The sequence below is a fragment of the Serratia sp. Z4 genome, from assembly GCF_009900725.1.
In the GTDB taxonomy this organism is placed as follows: Bacteria; Pseudomonadota; Gammaproteobacteria; order Enterobacterales; family Enterobacteriaceae; genus Serratia; species Serratia nematodiphila.
On sequence record NZ_JAAABD010000002.1, the window covers coordinates 640,873 to 658,579 of the forward strand.

The 17,707-nt window shown below is 60.1% G+C and carries 15 protein-coding genes; all 15 read left to right on the forward strand.

Features of this window, described 5'->3' with window-relative positions; all coding sequences use genetic code 11:
- Positions 1–68: 68 nt before the first annotated feature.
- Positions 69–896, forward strand: coding sequence for a pesticin C-terminus-like muramidase (locus tag GT753_RS10925; protein WP_015378283.1), 828 nt, complete (start codon positions 69–71; stop codon positions 894–896).
- 13 nt (positions 897–909) lie between these two features.
- On the forward strand, positions 910–1,704 hold the full coding sequence (locus GT753_RS10930; RefSeq protein WP_015378284.1) for a lysozyme inhibitor LprI family protein: 795 nt from the start codon (positions 910–912) through the stop codon (positions 1,702–1,704).
- Positions 1,682–2,056: a T6SS amidase immunity protein Tai4 family protein gene (locus tag GT753_RS10935; RefSeq protein ID WP_015378285.1), complete on the forward strand. Its 375-nt coding sequence runs from the start codon at positions 1,682–1,684 to the stop codon at positions 2,054–2,056. The genes GT753_RS10930 and GT753_RS10935 overlap by 23 nt, the downstream gene beginning before the upstream one ends.
- 62 nt (positions 2,057–2,118) lie before the next feature.
- Positions 2,119–2,880, forward strand: coding sequence for a DUF4225 domain-containing protein (locus GT753_RS10940; protein WP_015378286.1), 762 nt, complete (start codon positions 2,119–2,121; stop codon positions 2,878–2,880).
- Positions 2,877–3,239, forward strand: coding sequence for a hypothetical protein (locus GT753_RS10945; RefSeq protein WP_015378287.1), 363 nt, complete (start codon positions 2,877–2,879; stop codon positions 3,237–3,239). Before GT753_RS10940 ends, GT753_RS10945 begins: the two co-directional genes overlap by 4 nt.
- Positions 3,240–3,409: 170 nt before the next feature.
- Positions 3,410–5,143: a type VI secretion system-associated FHA domain protein TagH gene (gene tagH, locus GT753_RS10950; protein ID WP_015378288.1), complete on the forward strand. Its 1,734-nt coding sequence runs from the start codon at positions 3,410–3,412 to the stop codon at positions 5,141–5,143.
- Positions 5,143–5,916, forward strand: coding sequence for a PP2C family serine/threonine-protein phosphatase (locus GT753_RS10955; RefSeq protein ID WP_015378289.1), 774 nt, complete (start codon positions 5,143–5,145; stop codon positions 5,914–5,916). Before tagH ends, GT753_RS10955 begins: the two co-directional genes overlap by 1 nt.
- 28 nt (positions 5,917–5,944) lie before the next feature.
- A complete protein-coding gene (locus tag GT753_RS10960; protein ID WP_015378290.1) occupies positions 5,945–6,931 on the forward strand; it encodes a hypothetical protein in 987 nt (328 codons plus the stop codon).
- Positions 6,932–6,946: 15 nt separating this feature from the next.
- Positions 6,947–7,768: a type VI secretion system accessory protein TagJ gene (locus GT753_RS10965; RefSeq protein ID WP_015378291.1), complete on the forward strand. Its 822-nt coding sequence runs from the start codon at positions 6,947–6,949 to the stop codon at positions 7,766–7,768.
- Positions 7,769–7,770: 2 nt separating this feature from the next.
- Positions 7,771–8,346, forward strand: coding sequence for a type VI secretion system baseplate subunit TssE (locus GT753_RS10970; protein ID WP_004934985.1), 576 nt, complete (start codon positions 7,771–7,773; stop codon positions 8,344–8,346).
- 4 nt (positions 8,347–8,350) lie between these two features.
- Entirely contained in the window at positions 8,351–10,237 is a 1,887-nt protein-coding gene (tssF, locus tag GT753_RS10975) for a type VI secretion system baseplate subunit TssF (protein WP_004934987.1), read from the forward strand.
- Complete coding sequence (gene tssG, locus GT753_RS10980) at positions 10,234–11,304, forward strand: type VI secretion system baseplate subunit TssG (RefSeq protein WP_015378293.1); 1,071 nt, start codon at positions 10,234–10,236, stop codon at positions 11,302–11,304. The genes tssF and tssG overlap by 4 nt, the downstream gene beginning before the upstream one ends.
- 56 nt (positions 11,305–11,360) lie before the next feature.
- Positions 11,361–14,018, forward strand: coding sequence for a type VI secretion system ATPase TssH (tssH, locus tag GT753_RS10985; RefSeq protein ID WP_015378294.1), 2,658 nt, complete (start codon positions 11,361–11,363; stop codon positions 14,016–14,018).
- A 49-nt stretch (positions 14,019–14,067) separates the two neighbouring features.
- Positions 14,068–15,513 (forward strand): serine/threonine-protein kinase, encoded by a 1,446-nt coding sequence (locus tag GT753_RS10990; protein WP_015378295.1) that lies wholly within the window; start codon positions 14,068–14,070, stop codon positions 15,511–15,513.
- Between the two features lie 141 nt (positions 15,514–15,654).
- A complete protein-coding gene (locus GT753_RS10995) occupies positions 15,655–17,583 on the forward strand; it encodes a type VI secretion system Vgr family protein (RefSeq protein ID WP_015378296.1) in 1,929 nt (642 codons plus the stop codon).
- Positions 17,584–17,707: the final 124 nt, after the last annotated feature.

Here is a 17,707-nt window from a genome sequence, read left to right on the forward strand (position 1 = left end):
GTTATACAACCTCCCCATTATGGGGAGGTTGGTTTGGCAAGCGATGTTTTTTAGATAAGGAAATCATGATGAAAGCGATTAGAAAAGGTGACAGAGGAAATCACGTAAAATCATTGCAAGAATTGCTTAATAAACAGGGGGCTATTCTTAACTCTGATGGCATATTCGGTCTAAAGACTGAATTAGCAGTAAAAAAAGTGCAACGTAAAAAAGGTCTGCATGTTGACGGCATCGCTGGTCGAAAAACATTCTTAGCCCTGGGTTCACACGTCGAAACTCGAGCACCACAACCTCCTATCGGTGGTAGTGCAGGTCGTCAAGGTCCCGGAGCTATGGGCATTTCACAAAGCGGTTTAAGGTTTATCTTTAACATTGAAGCATGGCGCGGAGTAAGTAACCACCTACATTGGCCTGGCGGTGCAAGCGGGGTCACTCTGGGGCCGGGTTATGATATGAAAGCTCGCTCTATAGAATCAATAAAAAATACCATGATCGCGATTGGATTAGACAACGCAACTGCAGATAAAATCAGTGCAGCCGCCGGGTTACATCATCAGCAAGCTAAAGACTTCGCGAAAGAAAATCACAATTTAGTGGTTTTAACCGACACACAGGAAACGGAACTACTTAAATTTATAGTACCTGCCTATGAAAGAGCTGTTAGGAATAAAATTCTTGTTCCACTCACACAACAAGAGTTTGATGCGTTAGTCTCCTTTGCTTATAATCCAGGTGGTCGACTCAACAACGTCGCAGCATTCATTAATCAGAGCAAAATATCTGATGCAATGACAGAAATAAAACGTGCCATTACCTCAGGTGGAAAAGTGATGAAAGGGCTGATAAACAGAAGAAATTACGAAGTCGAGCTCTATTTAAATGGAAACTATCGCTAAGGAATTCGCCACAATGAAATTATCTGCATTTTTAATTAGTAGCGTATTTTTCTCACTTACTGCATGTGCAGCAGAAAAAAACGTTAATGCCCCAACATCATCAACTATTGATGGCTTATGGCAAGTGACTCAGGTCAACATAGACAATGAGACTACCCGCACGCTTAGCTATCAATTTAACGATCCTCGATTACTAGGAAGAGTGATCAATATTTCCGCTCAATCAATAGAAAACAATCTGCCGGAAAAAGACGTCTGCACAGCGCCAACCTTAACTATTGAGAGAAGCACGCTAAATCAATTCATCGGCAAGTCGATGGGCGGAGATAAAAGCATCTCGGCTAAAAACTATGCATTGAAAGAAAACGGCCAAACAGAAGTCTCTCTTTTCAAGATCGCTTGTCACTCCGGATCATTCGGCCCAGCCGATAATGGTGCAGGCTCCAGCTTTGCCGCTCTCAATCCACAAAAAATGCTGGTTAATTGGTACGATGGTTCGCTACTGCAATTAGAACGGTTACCGAAAGATCCTAAACCTGCAGCGTCTTTCGACTGTGCTAAATCTACAAGCGTTGTTGAAAAAACTATCTGCTCAGACTTCAATTTATCCGCCTATGACAAAAGCGTTTCTCAAGCTTGGCTGTTGGCAAAAAAGCAGGCGGCCGATGCAGGAGATAAAAAACTGGTAGCCACTTTAAACAGCACGCAAAAATCTTGGTTACTGCAAAGGGATAAATGCCGTGATGACAAAGACTGCCTGGCCGATACCATGCAAAAACGAATCGATGAACTCACATCATACGATTAAAACTGTATTCCTACTCACGTTGGCGGTATTGAATACTGAAGCTTCCGCCAACGGAAAGTATTCCCCTGCCGAGTACCTCAGAAACTACGCGCTTAGCGTTTGTATCGCCGAGGGGTACTCAGCAAAAGAAGTCAAAAACGATGCCGCCGCCACCGCCAGGGGTTACATGGAGTTCGGCGATTACTCTCTGGAGGCACATACCGCCGTCAGGGCGCTGGCAAAAGAATTTCTGGCAAAGCCCTATGACAGCATGTCTGGGGAGCCGATGACGATGGCCAAGTGCATCGATCTTGTACATAGCCAAGCGTTGCAAGCCATCATCAAGAAGTACCAAGGGAAAGACGACAACTGATAATAAATACGCATCCTTACATATAATAAATGTTAGTTTAGAAAAATAGGAAAGGAATCCTGATGCAATACAAAACAAAAGCAGATCTGGATAGATCTGTCGATAAACTCAAAAAACTATCAAGAACGTTTTCACGACAGTATCTATACACCAACGAATCAAGAGCTAATTTTTCACTGGAAATAGACCAACTTATTCAGTTTGCACAAAGGGATATCAGTATACACTGCACATCCTACTCTGGGGCAATTAGTATAATTGAAGAGGAAATCAACAACCTCAAACAACAAGAATTCAGCATTAATACAGGTAAAGCCAAGCTCTTTGTCGCAATAAAAAAAGAAAAAAGAGAAAGATTTTCAAACCTGGTGATGAAACAAGTTGGTTTTGTCAGCGGCGGCTCTCAGATATTTGCCGGAATCGGAACCTGTGCACTTTCTGCAGGCATGGCCTGCGGGGGCGTTGGCGTACCGTTAATGGCTCAAGGAGCAAATAATGTTTACGAAAGTGGCTATTATTTACTTTTCAGAAAAGATAAGATTGGCAGTATAAGAGAGGCATACCACTACGCGGCTAACTATCTAGGCTATAATAAAAATGAAGCTGACATCGTTTATAGTTCCGTTGACATCTCACTATCCGGGTACGGTATATTTAGCAAGTCATTAAGACCTGACTCCTGGCGGTTGTTTAAACACATAAATAGCGATTATATTATTGGATGGAAAAAGCTTGGCACGGTTCCATTAGGCGCAGAGGTTTTTTCCAATGCCATAACTGGCTATGGAATTTACAAATTAATCGATGAGGAAACAAAACAGTGATCGATGACGTCACGCTTTCCACCTACTCTTACTCATTTGTGTTTTTATACTTTTTCCTGTCAGTCTTAGTATTTGTCGGGCTTTATCACCTAAAACAAAAAACCAACAATAAAAAATCCTATTCTCTTTTTGTGATGGCTACCATAGTGAATTTATTTGCAAGCATCATCCAGGGTTTAGTGTTTAACTATGGTTCTGAGATACTGGATCCAATGCTCAATATAAAATTTCAAGACTATGATGAGGTGTGGTACGCCAGTATTATATTCGCCCTTACTTACCTGTCTCAATTACCAACTAATCTCTATTACAAAAGAAAGGCTAAGAATAATGCGAATAATAGCAATGACATCACCTGACATATACAGTCTCACGTTATTATATTGAAGTTTTCGACCATATAATGCGTTAACCCAAAAAATTAGTCACTCACATTCAAAGATCTCTCTTAGGAAAGAAATTAAGTCAAACTCATCCAGTTATCGAGTTCCACTGTCTGGCCATAAGATCTAATCAGCAGGAATGCCTTATGCGATTTTCCATTGTAAAAAATAAAAGCGGCCAGGTTCCGCCGCAGAGCAGTTGCGATTTTCTGCCGCCGGGCGGCACCATCGGCCGCAGCGTGGACAACAACCTGGTGCTGCCGGACGAAGAGCGCGCCATTTCCCGCCTGCAGGCGATCGTGCATATTTCCGCTGACGGCGAATGCCGCATCACCAACCGTGGCAACGTCACCCGCGTGCTGCTGAACGACATTCCGCTGGAGCGCGGCCGCCAGGTTGAACTGCAGGACGGCGACGTGCTCGGCATCGACGATTACCAGATCGAAGTCAGCGCACTGCAGCAACACGCCGCGCCGCAGGCTCAACCGGTGGCCAAGGTCGCCGCCGTTGCCGCTGCTGCGGCCCCTGCAGCCGCCGCCAAAGAAAAATCCGCCGCGCCGATCCCCAACGAAATCTGGGACAGCCTGGTGGAAGAATTTACGCCGAACGCGCCGGCCGCCGTCACACCGCCGCCGATCGCCAATCCGGACAATCATCCGCTGCTGGATACCCCCGCTCGCGAGCTGAACCCGGCCGATCCGCTGGCGCAGCTGGCGGGCGATGTCGATCTGCGCCAACTGCAGCAACAGCAAACCGATCCGGCCGCCTTATTCAACACCGACTCCACTTTTGAGCGTGAGCATATCCTGGCCGATACCACCCCCAGCGCGCTGCTGGCGGAGCAGGCTGCGCCGCCGCGCCCGGCTCCCCCCGTCCAGAATGCGCAGCAACCGGAACAAGAGCTGGATCCGCTGGCGCTGTTCGGCGGCTCATCCGCGCCCGCTTCGCCAGAGACGCTGAACAGCAACGATCCGCTGGGGCTGCTGATGGGCGGCGCCGTGCCGCTGGCTCAGCCGGAGGAAGCGGTACAGCCGCCGTCCCCACCACCGGCGCCGATCGCCGCCCAGCCGGTAGCGCCGCGCCCTCAGCCGACGCCGCCGCCCGTGCAGAGACCCGAGCCGCAACCCCAACCCGCGCCGCAGTTCAGCCAGCAGGAACCGCCTGCGCAGCCGCCGCGTCCGCGCCAGGGCAACCGCCTGGGCATCGATCCGGTTGCCTACCAGTCCGCTCAGCGGCAGCACGCCGCCGCGCCGAATGGCGACACCTTGGAGGGGCCGCTGCTGACGGCGCTGCTGCAAGGCGTCGGTCTTGACGATCTGCAGCCGCAGCCACATTTCGACGAACAACAGATCCGCCTGGCCGGTCGCCTGCTGAGCCTGTTCTCGCAAGGCACCGTCGCCCTGCTCTCATCCCGCTCGATCCTCAAGCGCGGCGTGAAGGCGGAGATGACCATGATCCTCGACGAGGCCAACAACCCGTTCAAGCTGCTGCCTTCGGGCAAAACGGTGCTGATGCAGATGTTCGGCAGCCAGATGCCGGGCTTTATGCCGCCGGAACAGGCGGTGCGCGATGCGCTGATCGACCTGCAGGCGCACCAGCTGGGGATGATCGCCGGCATTCGCGCCATCATCGCCGCCATGCTGCAGTCGTTTAACCCGGAACGTCTCGAAGAAGAAGCGCGCAAGGAAGGCGTGGCGCCGCGTCTGTCGCTGCCCGCCAACCGCAAGGCCGCGCTGTGGGACTACTTCGTGAAGAACTATCAGCAAACCTCCGGCGAAATCGAGGACGATTTCCACACCCTGTTCGGCGAAGCCTTCCTGCACGCCTATGACGTTGAAGTGAATCAATACAAAGACTCACAGACCAAACCGGACGCGTAATGAATATCACCATAGCCTCTACCTCCAACCAGGGCGGCCGCGCCTCCAACCAGGATCAGACCGGCGAGGTGCTCGGCAACCGCGCCGCCTGCTTCGTGGTGTGCGACGGCATCGCCGGTTTTCCGGGCGGCGATATCGCCGCCAAACTGGCGCGCGACACCATTTTGCAAAACTTCGACGGCGAAAAGCACCTGAACGCCCAGAGCATTCGTCAGCACATTACGCGCGCCAATGCCGCCATCCACCAGCAACAGCGGCAGTCGGACGAATACAGCAAGATGGGCACCACGCTGGTCAGTCTGTTTATCGATCGCGATTACCAGCTGGCCTACTGGGCGCACGCCGGCGACAGCCGCCTGTACCTGTTCCGCCGCGGCTACCTGCATGCCGTCACCACCGACCACAGCCTGATCCAACAGATGCAGGACGCCGGTTATCAGACCAACGGCATCAACAGCAACCTGCTGTATTTCGCGCTGGGGCTCAACGAAGAGCGCGACGCCACCTACAGCGACGTGCTGCAGCTGGAAGACGGCGACGTTTTCCTGCTGTGCACCGACGGATTCTGGCACAGCTTCAGCCAGGCCGAACTGGAACAGTCGCTGCACATGGTCAACTCCCCCAGCGAGTGGATCGCCCTGATGCAGCAGGCATGGAAGAAAAACAATAACAGCGATAACTACAGCGCTATCGCCGTCTGGATTGGCTCACCGCAGGAAACCACCCTGCTGCATTCGCTGGCGGATGCGGAGCGGTTTCTGAGCCGCGACTGAGCAGCGCACATTCACAGCAAGGTTCACTATGAAATATTGGATGCCGGGGCTCGTCGCCCTGATGGCGGTGCCGACCGCGCAGGCGATGAACTATCGCCTGGTTTACTCCCCCAGCCAGAAGCTGGAAGTGTTTATCGATGACGTCAAAAACAGCAATCCGGCAAGCTGGTGCGGCAAAAGCATCCCGCTGCGTATCGTCTCGGCGCAAAGCCAGGATCCGGCGGTGCTGAACGACTTTCTGCCGCGCGTCGGCAATCTGTTGGAAAAGCAGTGCCCGAAAGCCGGCCACCTGCCCTGGACGCTGACCGACAAGCGCGGAGAGAAACTGGCCAGCGGCGAAGCCGCCAAAGCGCGCGGCTGGAAACCGGTGGTCAAACAAGCGGCCTCCGAGCCGCCGGAAACCCCGCCGCAACCGGCGATCCCTGCGGCGGTGGCCGTGACTTCTCCGCAGGCGGACAGCGCGCCGGCTCAGCGTTTCAGCCTGCCGCAGGGCTGCCACTTCCGCACCTTCTGGCGTGACGAGGCCAACGGCGGCTCGCTGTTCATTCCCGCCGGCGCTGCGCTGCGCTGCGGCGAGGACGGGTGGCTGCAGGGCAGCGGCGCGGTCACGCTGCAACAGGGCGGCCAAACCCTCTCGCCGACGCTATGGTTCCTGCAAGGTTACCCGCTGGCGCAGGTTAACGGCGGCGATCGCGCGCTGACCGTCGTCAGCGCCAACGCCCAACGGCTCATTTTGGGCGGCAACCCGCAGGCGCCGGGCAGCTTCCTGCTGCTGAACTTCGAACCGAAGCTGCACGCCTGGGCGTTCAACGGTGAAGCGATCGTTGAAATGCCGCGCGTCGACGCCGCCGACGAGAACAAGATCAAACAGCGCGTGCAGCAGGCGCAAACCGCCTGGCAGCCGCTGCTGAGCGCCCCCGCCCCGCTGACTTTCAAACTGGTGGAAAAGCTGGCCGCAGACCGGGTTGATCCCGCCAGCGGCAGCTACCTGTCGGTTAGCGGCGCCACTCACTGATTATAAGGAAAGCCTGTGAAATCATTAGCAAGCATGCTGCGAGGCCAGTCGATCGGCGCGGCCATCACCGCCGTCGAAAACGATATCAAGGCGAAACCGGCGGATGCCGACCTGCGCGCCGCGCTGGTGCAACTGCTGTGTCTGAGCGGCAACTGGACGCGCGCCAACGCGCAGCTGAAATCCTGGCAGGCGCTGAAACCGATCGCACAACCGACCACGCTGCTGCTGATGCAGTCAGTCAACGCCGAGCTGCAACGCCAGGCGGTGTTTGCCGGCACGGCCGCGCCGGCGCTGCTGCGGCAGGATCAGCCTTGGCTGAAACTGATGGTGCAGGCGCTGCATCAGGATGCGCAAGGGGCGGCCGAACAGGCCCAGGCGCTGCGTGATGAAGCGCTGGAGGCCGCTCCGGCCGGCGCCGGGCGGTTAACGCTGGCCGAAGGCGAACAAGAACGGCAGCTGCGTTTCGACTGGCTGACCGACGGTGACGGCCGCCTCGGGCCGGTATGCGAACTGGCGCTGAACGGCGTTTACTACTGGCTGCCGTTTGCCGACATCGCCGCGATCCAGTTCCAGGCGCCGCAGAGCGCCATCGACCTGGTGTGGAGCCATGCGCTGGTGCGCCTGACCGATGGCCGCGAACAGGTATGCCAACTGCCCGCCCGTTACCCGCTGGCAGAAGGCAGCGACGACGCGCTGCTGCTCGGCAAGCGCACCGAATGGCAACCGCTGGGCGACGGCACCCACTATGCGGGGCTGGGCCTGAAAACCTGGCTCAGCGAAAGCGATGAATTCCCACTGCACAGCCTGCGGCAGTTGAGCTTCGACGCGAGCGCCTGACCATGAACGATAAGCGCCCACCCCACTACGACGGCGGCGATCTGCGCCACCAGGGCTATCGCTATCGTCAGGACAGCGAACGCCTGACCTCGCGCGACAAAATGCAGCCGGTGCTGCTCGATATGCTGACCGACGACGAACCGCAGAAAAAGCAGGAGGCGCAGGTGCGCAACCTGGTGTCGCACAGCGAGCTGCGCCGCCGGGTATTGCGCGATCTGCAGTGGCTGTTCAACTGCGTCAACAGCGAATCCAATCTGGATCTCGGCGATTTTCCGCAGGTGCGGCGCTCCACCCTGAATTACGGCATCGCCTCGCTGGCGGGCAAGCGCATGTCGGACATCGAATGGCTCGACATTCAGCGCGCGCTGACCGAATCCATTCTCCATTTCGAGCCGCGCATTTTGCCCGAGGGGCTGCAGGTGCGCTGCATCTCGGATACCGGCTCGCTGGAGCTGCACAACGTGCTGTCGATCGAAATCAAGGGCCGCCTGTGGTGCGTGCCCTATCCGCTGGAGTTTCTGTTCCGTACCGACGTGGATCTGGAAAACGGCCACTTCGATCTGAAAGACATAGGGTAAGGCGATGGACAGTAAACTGTTAGATTATTACAACCGCGAGCTGGCCTATCTGCGTGAGATGGGCGCCGAGTTCGCCGAACAGTACCCGAAGGTTGCGGGCCGCCTCGGCATGCGCGGCATCGACGTGGCGGACCCTTATATCGAGCGCCTGATGGAAGGCTTTGCCTTCCTCACCTCGCGCGTGCAGCTGAAAATGGACGCCGAGTTCCCGCGCTTTTCTCAGCGCTTGCTGGAGATCATCTACCCCAACTACCTGTCGCCGACGCCGTCGATGGCGATCGCCGAGCTGCAGCCGGACAGCAGTAAAGGCGATATCAGCAACGGCTTCGTGGTGCCGCGCGGCACCATGATGGACAGCCAGACGCTGAAGAAAAGCGGCATCACCTGCAGTTACACCACGGCGCATGACGTCACGCTGCAGCCGGTGCGCATCGCCGGCGTCGAGCTGGGCGGCATTCCGGCCGATATCCCGCTGGCCTCGCTGGGGCTGCAGCACAGCGGCTGCGTCAGCGCGCTGCGCATTCGTCTTGAGTGCTACGAAAGTGTGACGCTCAACAACCTGCAGCTGGATCAATTGATGTTTTACCTGGCCGGGCCGGACATGCAGGCGCAGCAGCTGCTGGAGTTGCTGATGCAGCACAGCGTCGGGCTTGTCTGCCAAACGGTGGAGGCTCAGCCACAGCGGCGGGCGCTGGCGTTGGACGGGCTGCGACAGGAGGGCTTCGCCGCCGATCAGGCGCTGCTGCCCAACGATCTGCGCAACTTCGAAGGCTACCGGCTGCTGCAGGAGTATTTCGCCTTCCCGGCGCGCTTCCAGTTCTTCAGCGTCAACGGCCTGCGTCCGCTGCTGCAGAGCGTGCGTGAAGGGAAAAAGGGGCTGCGCCAGTTCGAGATCGTGGTGCTGCTCGATAGGCACGACGCCGCGCTGGAACGGGTGGTTGACGTTGCTCACTTGGCGCTGCACTGCACGCCGGTGATCAACCTGTTTCCGAAAGTGGCCGAACGCATCGCGATCAACGAAAAGAACCACGAATACCATCTGGTGGTCGACAATATCCGGCCGCTGGATTACGAAGTGTTTTCGGTGCAGCGGCTCGGCGGCAGCGCCAGCGAAAAACGCTACGAGCAAGAGTTTCGGCCGTTTTACAGCACCCTGAGCGCGGACGACGGCAACTATGGCGCCTACTTTTCGCTGCGGCGCGAACAGCGCACGCTGTCGGAGCACGCCCGCCGCTACGGCACCCGCACCGGCTACGCCGGTTCGGAAGTGTTCGTGTCGCTGGTGGACGAACGGCAATCGCCGTGGCACAGCGATCTGAAATACCTCACCGCCGACGTGCTGTGCACCAGCCGCGATCTGCCGTTGATGCTGTTGCAACAGGATCAGGGCAACTTCGTGATGCCCGATTCGATCCCGATCAAGCAGGTCTCGCTGCGCAAAGGCCCCACCCCGCCACGCCCGGCGCTGGCCGAAGGGATGATCACCTGGCGGCTGATCAGCCAGTTGCAGCTGAACTACCTCAGCATGATGGACGGCGATCCGGAACAGGGCGCCGCCAGCCTGCGCCAGCTGCTGGGGCTGTACGGCAACCTGAGCGAGCCGGCGATCGCCAAACAGATCCAGGGCGTGCGCCACTGCAACCTGCGGCCGGTCTATCGGCGTGTGCCGGAGCCGGGCCCGATCGTGTTCGCGCGCGGTATCGCCATCGATCTGACGGTCGATGAGCAGGCGTTCTCCGGCAACAGCCCTTACCTGCTCGGCAGCGTGCTGGAGCGCCTGTTCTCGCGCCTGGTGGCGATGAACACCTTCACCGAGATGACGCTCTCCAGCCAGCAGCGCGGCGAAATCGCCCACTGGCAGGCGCGCATGGGCAAAAGGACGCTGATATGAGCGCGGAGATGATCGCCACCGAACTGGCGCCGCCGCAGATCAATGCGCTGTATCGGCTGCCGGACGACTTCTGGCCGCGGCTGCGCAGTGCGCCTTACAAGCACGATCTGTTTCAACTGCTGCGACGCATCGACGCCCAGGGCGGCCAGCCCTATCTGCTGGGGCGCGCGCCGCTGCCGCGCCACGAGATGCTGCGCCTGGGCCAGGAGCCGTCGCTGTCGTTCGCGCCCTCCACGCTGGCGCAGGTGGCGCCACGCGCCAACAGCCCGCTGCACGACGTTTCGATCTTCAGCTTCGGCCTGTTCGGCCCCAACGGGCCGCTGCCGCTGCACCTGACCGAATACGTACGCGAACGGGTGTACCACCATCAGGACACCACCCTGCTGGCGTTCACCAACCTGTTCCATCACCGGCTGACGCTGCTGTTTTACCGCGCCTGGGCCGACGCGCAGCCGACGGTATCGCTGGATCGCCCGGACAACCGGCGCTTCGACGAGTATCTGTCGAGCCTGATCGGCATCGGCCAGCCGGCGCAACAGGAGCGCGACAGCATCAACGCCCACGCCAAGCATTTTATGGCCGGTCATCTGATTCGCCACAGCCGCGATCCGGAAGGCCTGAGCAAGATTTTGCAGCAGTATTTCAAGGTGCCGGTGCGCATCGTCGAAAACGTGCCGCACTGGCTGCGGGTGGAACCGCGCGAACAGGCGCGGCTCAAGGCCGGGCGCGGTGCGCCGCGGCTCGGCGAGTCGGCCTTTCTCGGCATCGCGGTGCGCGATATCCAGCACAAGTTCCGCATCGAGCTGGGGCCGATGCCGCAGCAGGACTATGACCGCTTCCTGCCGGGCGCCGAGCTGTGCCGGCAACTGCGCGACTGGGTGCGCCAATACCTGGGCATCGAGTTCGTCTGGGAAGTGCGCCTGATCCTGGCGAAGGAACAGGCGCACGGCATCCAGCTCGGCGGCGCGCAGCGATTGGGCCTGAGCAGTTGGCTGGCCGACCATCGGCGACAGCGCGATCTCGACGATCTGATCTTCAGCCCTGAACCGCTGGAAAACCCGTTCTGACCCTATTTCGGCCGACGCCCTGCGGCGCCAGGCCACCCTGAGACCTGAGGAAAACCATGTCTGAAATCAGCCGCTCGGTATTATTTGGCAAACTGGATAGCCTGTTATTCACCTCTCTGGAAAGTGCGACGGCGTTTTGCAAGCTGCGCGGTAACCCCTACGTCGAATTGGCGCACTGGCTGCATCAGCTGATGCAATCGCCGGACGGCGATCTGCAGCAGATCGTCCGCCACTTCGCGTTGGACGAGGCGCAGCTGGCGCGCGACATCGTCGAGGCGCTCGATCGCCTGCCGCGCGGCGCCAGCGCCATCTCCGATCTGTCCGAGCACATCGACAGCGCGGTAGAACGCGCCTGGGTCTATGGCTCATTGAAATTCGGCGCGGCGCGCATCCGCGGCGGCCACCTGCTGCTCGGCATTCTGAAAACCTACAGCCTGCGCCATCTGCTGAAGGCCATTTCCCCGCAGTTCGAGCGCATCAACGCCGATCTGTTGATGGAGCAGTTCGCCGTCATTACCGCTCACTCGGCGGAAAACGCCCAGGATGCGCCGGCGGAAAGCCGCGCCGAGAACGCATCCGGCGCGGCGCGCAGCGGTGAAAGCGTGCTGGCGCAGTATGCCCAGGATCTGACCGCCAGAGCGCGCGACGGCGAGATCGACCCGGTGGCCGGCCGCGATGAAGAGATCCGGCAAATCATCGATATCCTGATGCGCCGCCGCCAGAACAACCCGCTGCTGACCGGTGAGGCCGGCGTCGGGAAAACCGCGGTGGTGGAAGGCCTGGCGCTGCGCATCGTGGCCGGCGATGTGCCACCACAGCTGCGCGACGTGAAACTGTGCCTGCTGGACATCGGCATGCTGCAGGCCGGCGCCGGCGTTAAGGGCGAGTTTGAAAAACGGCTGCAGGCGGTGATCGACGAAGTGCAGTCCAGCCCGACGCCAATCATCCTGTTTATCGACGAAATTCACACCCTGATCGGCGCCGGCGGCGCCCAGGGCACCGGCGACGCCGCCAACCTGCTGAAGCCGGCGCTGGCGCGCGGCCAACTGCGCACCATTGGCGCCACCACCTGGTCGGAATACAAGAAATACATCGAGAAAGACCCGGCGCTCACCCGCCGTTTCCAGGTGGTGCAGGTGCACGAGCCGAGCGAAGACAAGGCGCTGCTGATGCTGCGCAGCACCGTCAGCCCGCTGGAGCAACACCACCGCGTGCTGCTGCTGGATGAAGCGGTGGACGCCGCGGTGCGGCTGTCCCATCGCTATATTCCGGCCCGCCAGTTGCCGGACAAGGCGGTGGCGCTGCTGGATACCGCCTGCGCGCGCGTGGCGGTCAGCCAACACGCCGAGCCCGCCCAGGTTGAAGACTGCCGCCATCGCATCGATGCGCTGCAGATCGAATTGGATATCGCCCGCCGCGAGGCCAAGGTCGGCATCGGCGATCCCCTGCGCCCGCAGGAGATTGAAGCTCAGCTGACCGCGCTGCGCCTGGAGCTCAAACAGCTGACCGAGCGCTGGCAGCAAGAGCTGACGCTGATCCAAGAGATCATCACACTGCGCGCCCAGCTGCACCGGCAGGAAGCGGAGGAGCCTGCCGGCGAAGAAACGGAGGCGGGCCCTGACGCCGACGCGCTGCGCGCCCAACTGGGCGAGCTGCAGCAGCAACTGAGCGCGCTGCAGGGCGAAGCGCCGCTGATCTTCGCCGCCGTCGACGCCAACATCGTGGCGGCGGTGGTGGCCGACTGGACCGGCATCCCGCTGGGCCGCATGGTGAAAAACGAGATTGAAGCGGTGCTGCAACTCTCCGCCACCCTGAACCAGCGCGTCATCGGCCAACGCCATGCGCTGGATCTGATCGCCCGCCGGGTGCGCACCTCACGGGCGCGGCTGGACGATCCGAACAAGCCGGTCGGGGTGTTCCTGCTGGCCGGGCCCTCCGGCGTCGGCAAAACCGAAACCGCGCTGGCGCTGGCGGAAACCCTGTATGGCGGCGAGCAGAACGTCATCACCATCAACATGAGCGAATTCCAGGAGTCGCACACCGTTTCGACGCTGAAAGGCGCGCCGCCCGGCTATGTCGGCTACGGCGAAGGCGGCGTGCTGACCGAGGCGGTGCGCCGCCGCCCATACAGCGTGGTGCTGTTGGACGAGATCGAAAAGGCGCACCCGGACGTGCATGAGATCTTCTTCCAGGTGTTCGACAAGGGCTGGATGGAGGACGGCGAAGGCCGCCATATCGATTTCCGCAACACCATCATCATTCTAACCTCCAACGTCGGCACCGATCTGATCGCCGGACTGTGCAGCGATCCGGAGCTGCTGCCGGAGCCGGAGGCGCTGAGCGGCGCGCTGCGCCAGCCGCTGCTGTCGGTGTTCCCGGCCGCCTTGCTCGGCCGCCTGCTGGTGGTGCCGTATTACCCGCTGACCGACGCCACGCTGGGCAACATCGTGCGCCTGCAGTTGGGCCGCATTCAGCGCCGCCTGGCGGAGAATCACGACATCGTCTGCACCTTCGACGACGCGGTCATCGAGCAGATCGTCAGCCGCTGCACCGAGGTGGAGTCCGGCGGCCGCATGGTCGACGCCATCCTGACCAACACCCTGCTGCCGCAGATCAGCCACACCCTGCTGACCGGCAGCGCCAACGACCAGCGCTATCGCCAGCTGCATATCGCGCTGCAGAACCACGAATTCATTTGTCAATTTCAGGCATAACGCCGCGGCCGCCGAGACGGCGGCCCTTTGAACACAGAGAGTCATCACTATGTCGGGAACCGGGATAACCAAACCGAATTCGAACAGCCTGCCGAGCGGCTATCGATTCAATGAATTCGAGATCCAGGAAGCGATCGGCGAAGGCGGCTTCGGCATCGTCTACCGCGCCTACGATCACCAACTGGAACGCACCATCGCCATCAAGGAGTACATGCCAACCTCGCTGGCGAAACGCAACGACGATCTCAGTATCGGGCTACGCGGCGAGCGCTTCGGCAAAACTTTCCAGGCCGGGCTGAACAGCTTTATTCAGGAGGCGCGTCTGCTGGCGCGCTTCTCGCACCCCGGCCTGCTGCACGTGTTGCGCTTCTGGGAAGAGAACGGCACCGCCTATATGGGCACCCAGTTTTACAGCGGCACCACGCTGAAAAACCTGCAGGCGCAGCAGCCGGAGAAAATCGACGAGGCGTGGATCCGTCGGCTGCTGCCGCCGCTGTTCAGCGCCATCAACACCATCCATCAGGAAGGTTATCTGCACCGCGACATTTCGCTGGATAATATCCAGATCCAGGAGAGCCAGCTGCCGGTGCTGCTGGACTTCGGGTCAGCGCGCAAAGAGATCGGCAACCTGTCGGACGAAACGGAGATCATGCTCAAACCGGGCTTCGCGCCGATCGAGCAGTACACCGAGAACAGCGACGGCGAACAAGGGCCGTGGACCGATATCTACGCGCTGGGCGCCGTGCTGCACACGCTGATCGTCGGTTCGCCGCCGCCGGTCAGCGTGGTGCGCAGCATCGAAGACAGCTACCAGCCGCTGACCGAGCGCCGCCCCGCCGGCTACTCGCCGGAGCTGTTGCGCACCGTCGATCGCGCGCTGGCGCTGAAGCCGGAAGACCGCCCGCAGACCATCGACGAAATGGCCGAGCTGTTGCACCTGCCGATCGCCGATGAAAACGAAATCATCAGCACCCCGGCCGCCGCGCCGGAGAACTTGCTGGTCGCCGCCAACCCGGCCGCCGCTGCGGCCGCCGCCGGCGCCGTTACCGCGCGCGGTACCCAATTCTCACGCCCGATGATGGCCGGCGCCGGGGTCGCCGCGCTGCTGGTGATCGGCGCGATCGCCTGGCTGAGCGGCGGCAAGGACGACGCCCAGGCCGTCGCCCAAAACACCGTGGCGTCACCGGCGCAGAAAACCCTGACGGAGCAGGCGAGCGCGCCGCAAACCGCGCAGCCTGCGGCGGCGGAACCTGAAAAAGCGGCGCCGCCGGCGCAACCGGTGGCGTTGGTGTACTTCAAACTGCAACCGGGTGAGCAGGTCAGCCTCGACGGCAAGCCGCAGCAGGTGACGCCGGGCGAAAACGGCTTCGCCAGCCTGAACCTGGCGCCAGGCCGTTATCAGTTGGAGATCCGCCACAACGATCGGCTGCGCCGCCAACAGCTCAGCATCGACACCGCCGGCACCTGGCTGGTCAACCCGGCCACCGCCGGTTAATCCCGTTCTGAAACTCCGCCGCGGCGGGGTTTTCCCTATTTCATGAGACTGACGAGCAACTGCCCCCTCATTGGCCGCGCGGCAAGGCCGCTGCAACGCCGGAGTATGCAGGGCATGACGTCAATCACAGAGGATGTTCTCATGTTGGATCGCATTATTGCGCACACGCCGCTGGGCCAGGAGCAACTGCTGTTCCGCTCGCTGGACGGCATCGAAGCGCTTTCCACTCCTTTCGACTTCTCTATTGAATTGCTGAGCACCGACGCGCGGCTCGATCGCAAAGCGCTGCTCGGCCAACCGCTGACGCTGGAGATCCCTACCCAGGGCTTTCTCAGCGCCCCGCGCTACCTGAACGGCAAGATCACCGCCATCGCCGTCAGCAGCGAAGAGATCGGCGGCACGCGCTACGCGGTGTATAACCTGCACGTGCAGCCGGATCTGTGGCCGATGACCAAAGACCGCAACTTCCGCATCTTCCAGGAACAGACGGTGCCGCAGATCGTCAAGACCCTGCTGGCGGAGCACAACGTGCAGCTGGAAGATCAGCTGACCGGCGACTATCGCCTGTGGGGCTACTGCGTGCAGTACAACGAAAGCAGCTTCAACTTCATCAGCCGCCTGATGGAGCTGGAGGGCATCTATTACTATTTCAAACACGAGATGGGCAAGCACACGCTGGTGCTCGGGGATGCGCCCCACCACCACCAGCCTTATCCCGGCTACGAGATGATCCCCTACCATCTGACGCCGTCCGGCGGCAGCACCAGCGAGGAAGGCATCAGCCAGTGGACATTGTCCGATCGCGTCACGCCGGGCATCTACAGCCTGGACGACTATGATTTTCGCAAACCTAACGCCTGGCTGTTCCAGGCGCGGCAAAACCCGGTCTCCCCCACGCCGGGGCAGATCGACGTTTACGACTGGCCAGGCCGCTATACCGAGCATCAGCAAGGGGAGTTCTACGCCCGCGTGCGCCAGGAAGCCTGGCAGGCCGAGCATCAGCAGATCCGAGGCACCGCCACCGCCATGGGCATCGCCCCCGGCAGCACCTTTACGTTGTATAACGCCCCGCACGCCGACGACAACCGCGAGTACCTGACGCTGCAGGCCAACTATCACCTGAAAGAGAACCGCTACGCCAGCGGCGACGATCAGAGTAGCGAACACCGTATCGACTTCACCGTGCTGCCGGCGGACGTGCCCTGGCACCCGCCGCAGCAGGCCAGCTGGCCGAAAACCCACGGGCCGCAGACCGCCCGGGTGGTCGGCCCGGCCGGCGAATCGATCTGGACCGATAAATACGGCCGCATCAAGGTGAAATTCCACTGGGATCGCTTCGGGCCGAAAGACGACGGCAGCTCCTGCTGGGTGCGCGTCTCCAGCGCCTGGGCCGGCCAGGGCTACGGCGGTGTGCAGATCCCGCGCGTCAACGACGAAGTGGTGGTGGACTTTATCAACGGCGATCCGGATCGGCCGATCGTCACCGGGCGCGTCTATAACGAAGCCAGCATGCCGCCGTGGGCGCTGCCGGCCGCCGCCACCCAGATGGGCTTTATGAGCCGCACCAAGGACGGCACCGCCGACAACGCCAACGCCCTGCGTTTCGAAGACAAGGCCGGCGCCGAGCAGGTGTGGATCCAGGCGGAGCGCAACATGGACACCCAGGTGAAAAACGATGAGAGCCACACCATCGCTAACGACCACACCCACCTGGTGGGCGGCAACCAGATCAAGCGGGTGGTGCTCAATCAGGCCACCGGCGTCAAAGGCGAATCCTCCGCGCTGACCGGCAAAACGCGCAGCGACGCCGTGGTCAATGCCTTTACCCTCGGCTCCGGCGAATCGCTGCGGCTCGAGTGCGGCGAAAGCGTGATCGAACTGCTGGCGGACGGCCAAATCAACATCACCGGCACCAGTTTCAATATCACGGTGAAAGAGGATGGCGCGATCAACACCGGCGGCCAGCTGGATCTCAACCAGCCTGGCGGCGCCGCACGCACCGCCGCACCGGGTGGCGGCCATCAGGCGGCAATCCAGAGCGCCGTCGATCAGTTGTTCCCTAAAGAGTAGGTAATTGGTACGCCGGGAAAGCCGGTTAACGCCGCCCCCCGGGCGGCAGTACCGGCAAAAACGCCGTCCGCTGTAACCCTTTTGGCAAGGAGATGAATAGGCTGGCGGCAAAATCACTGACGTT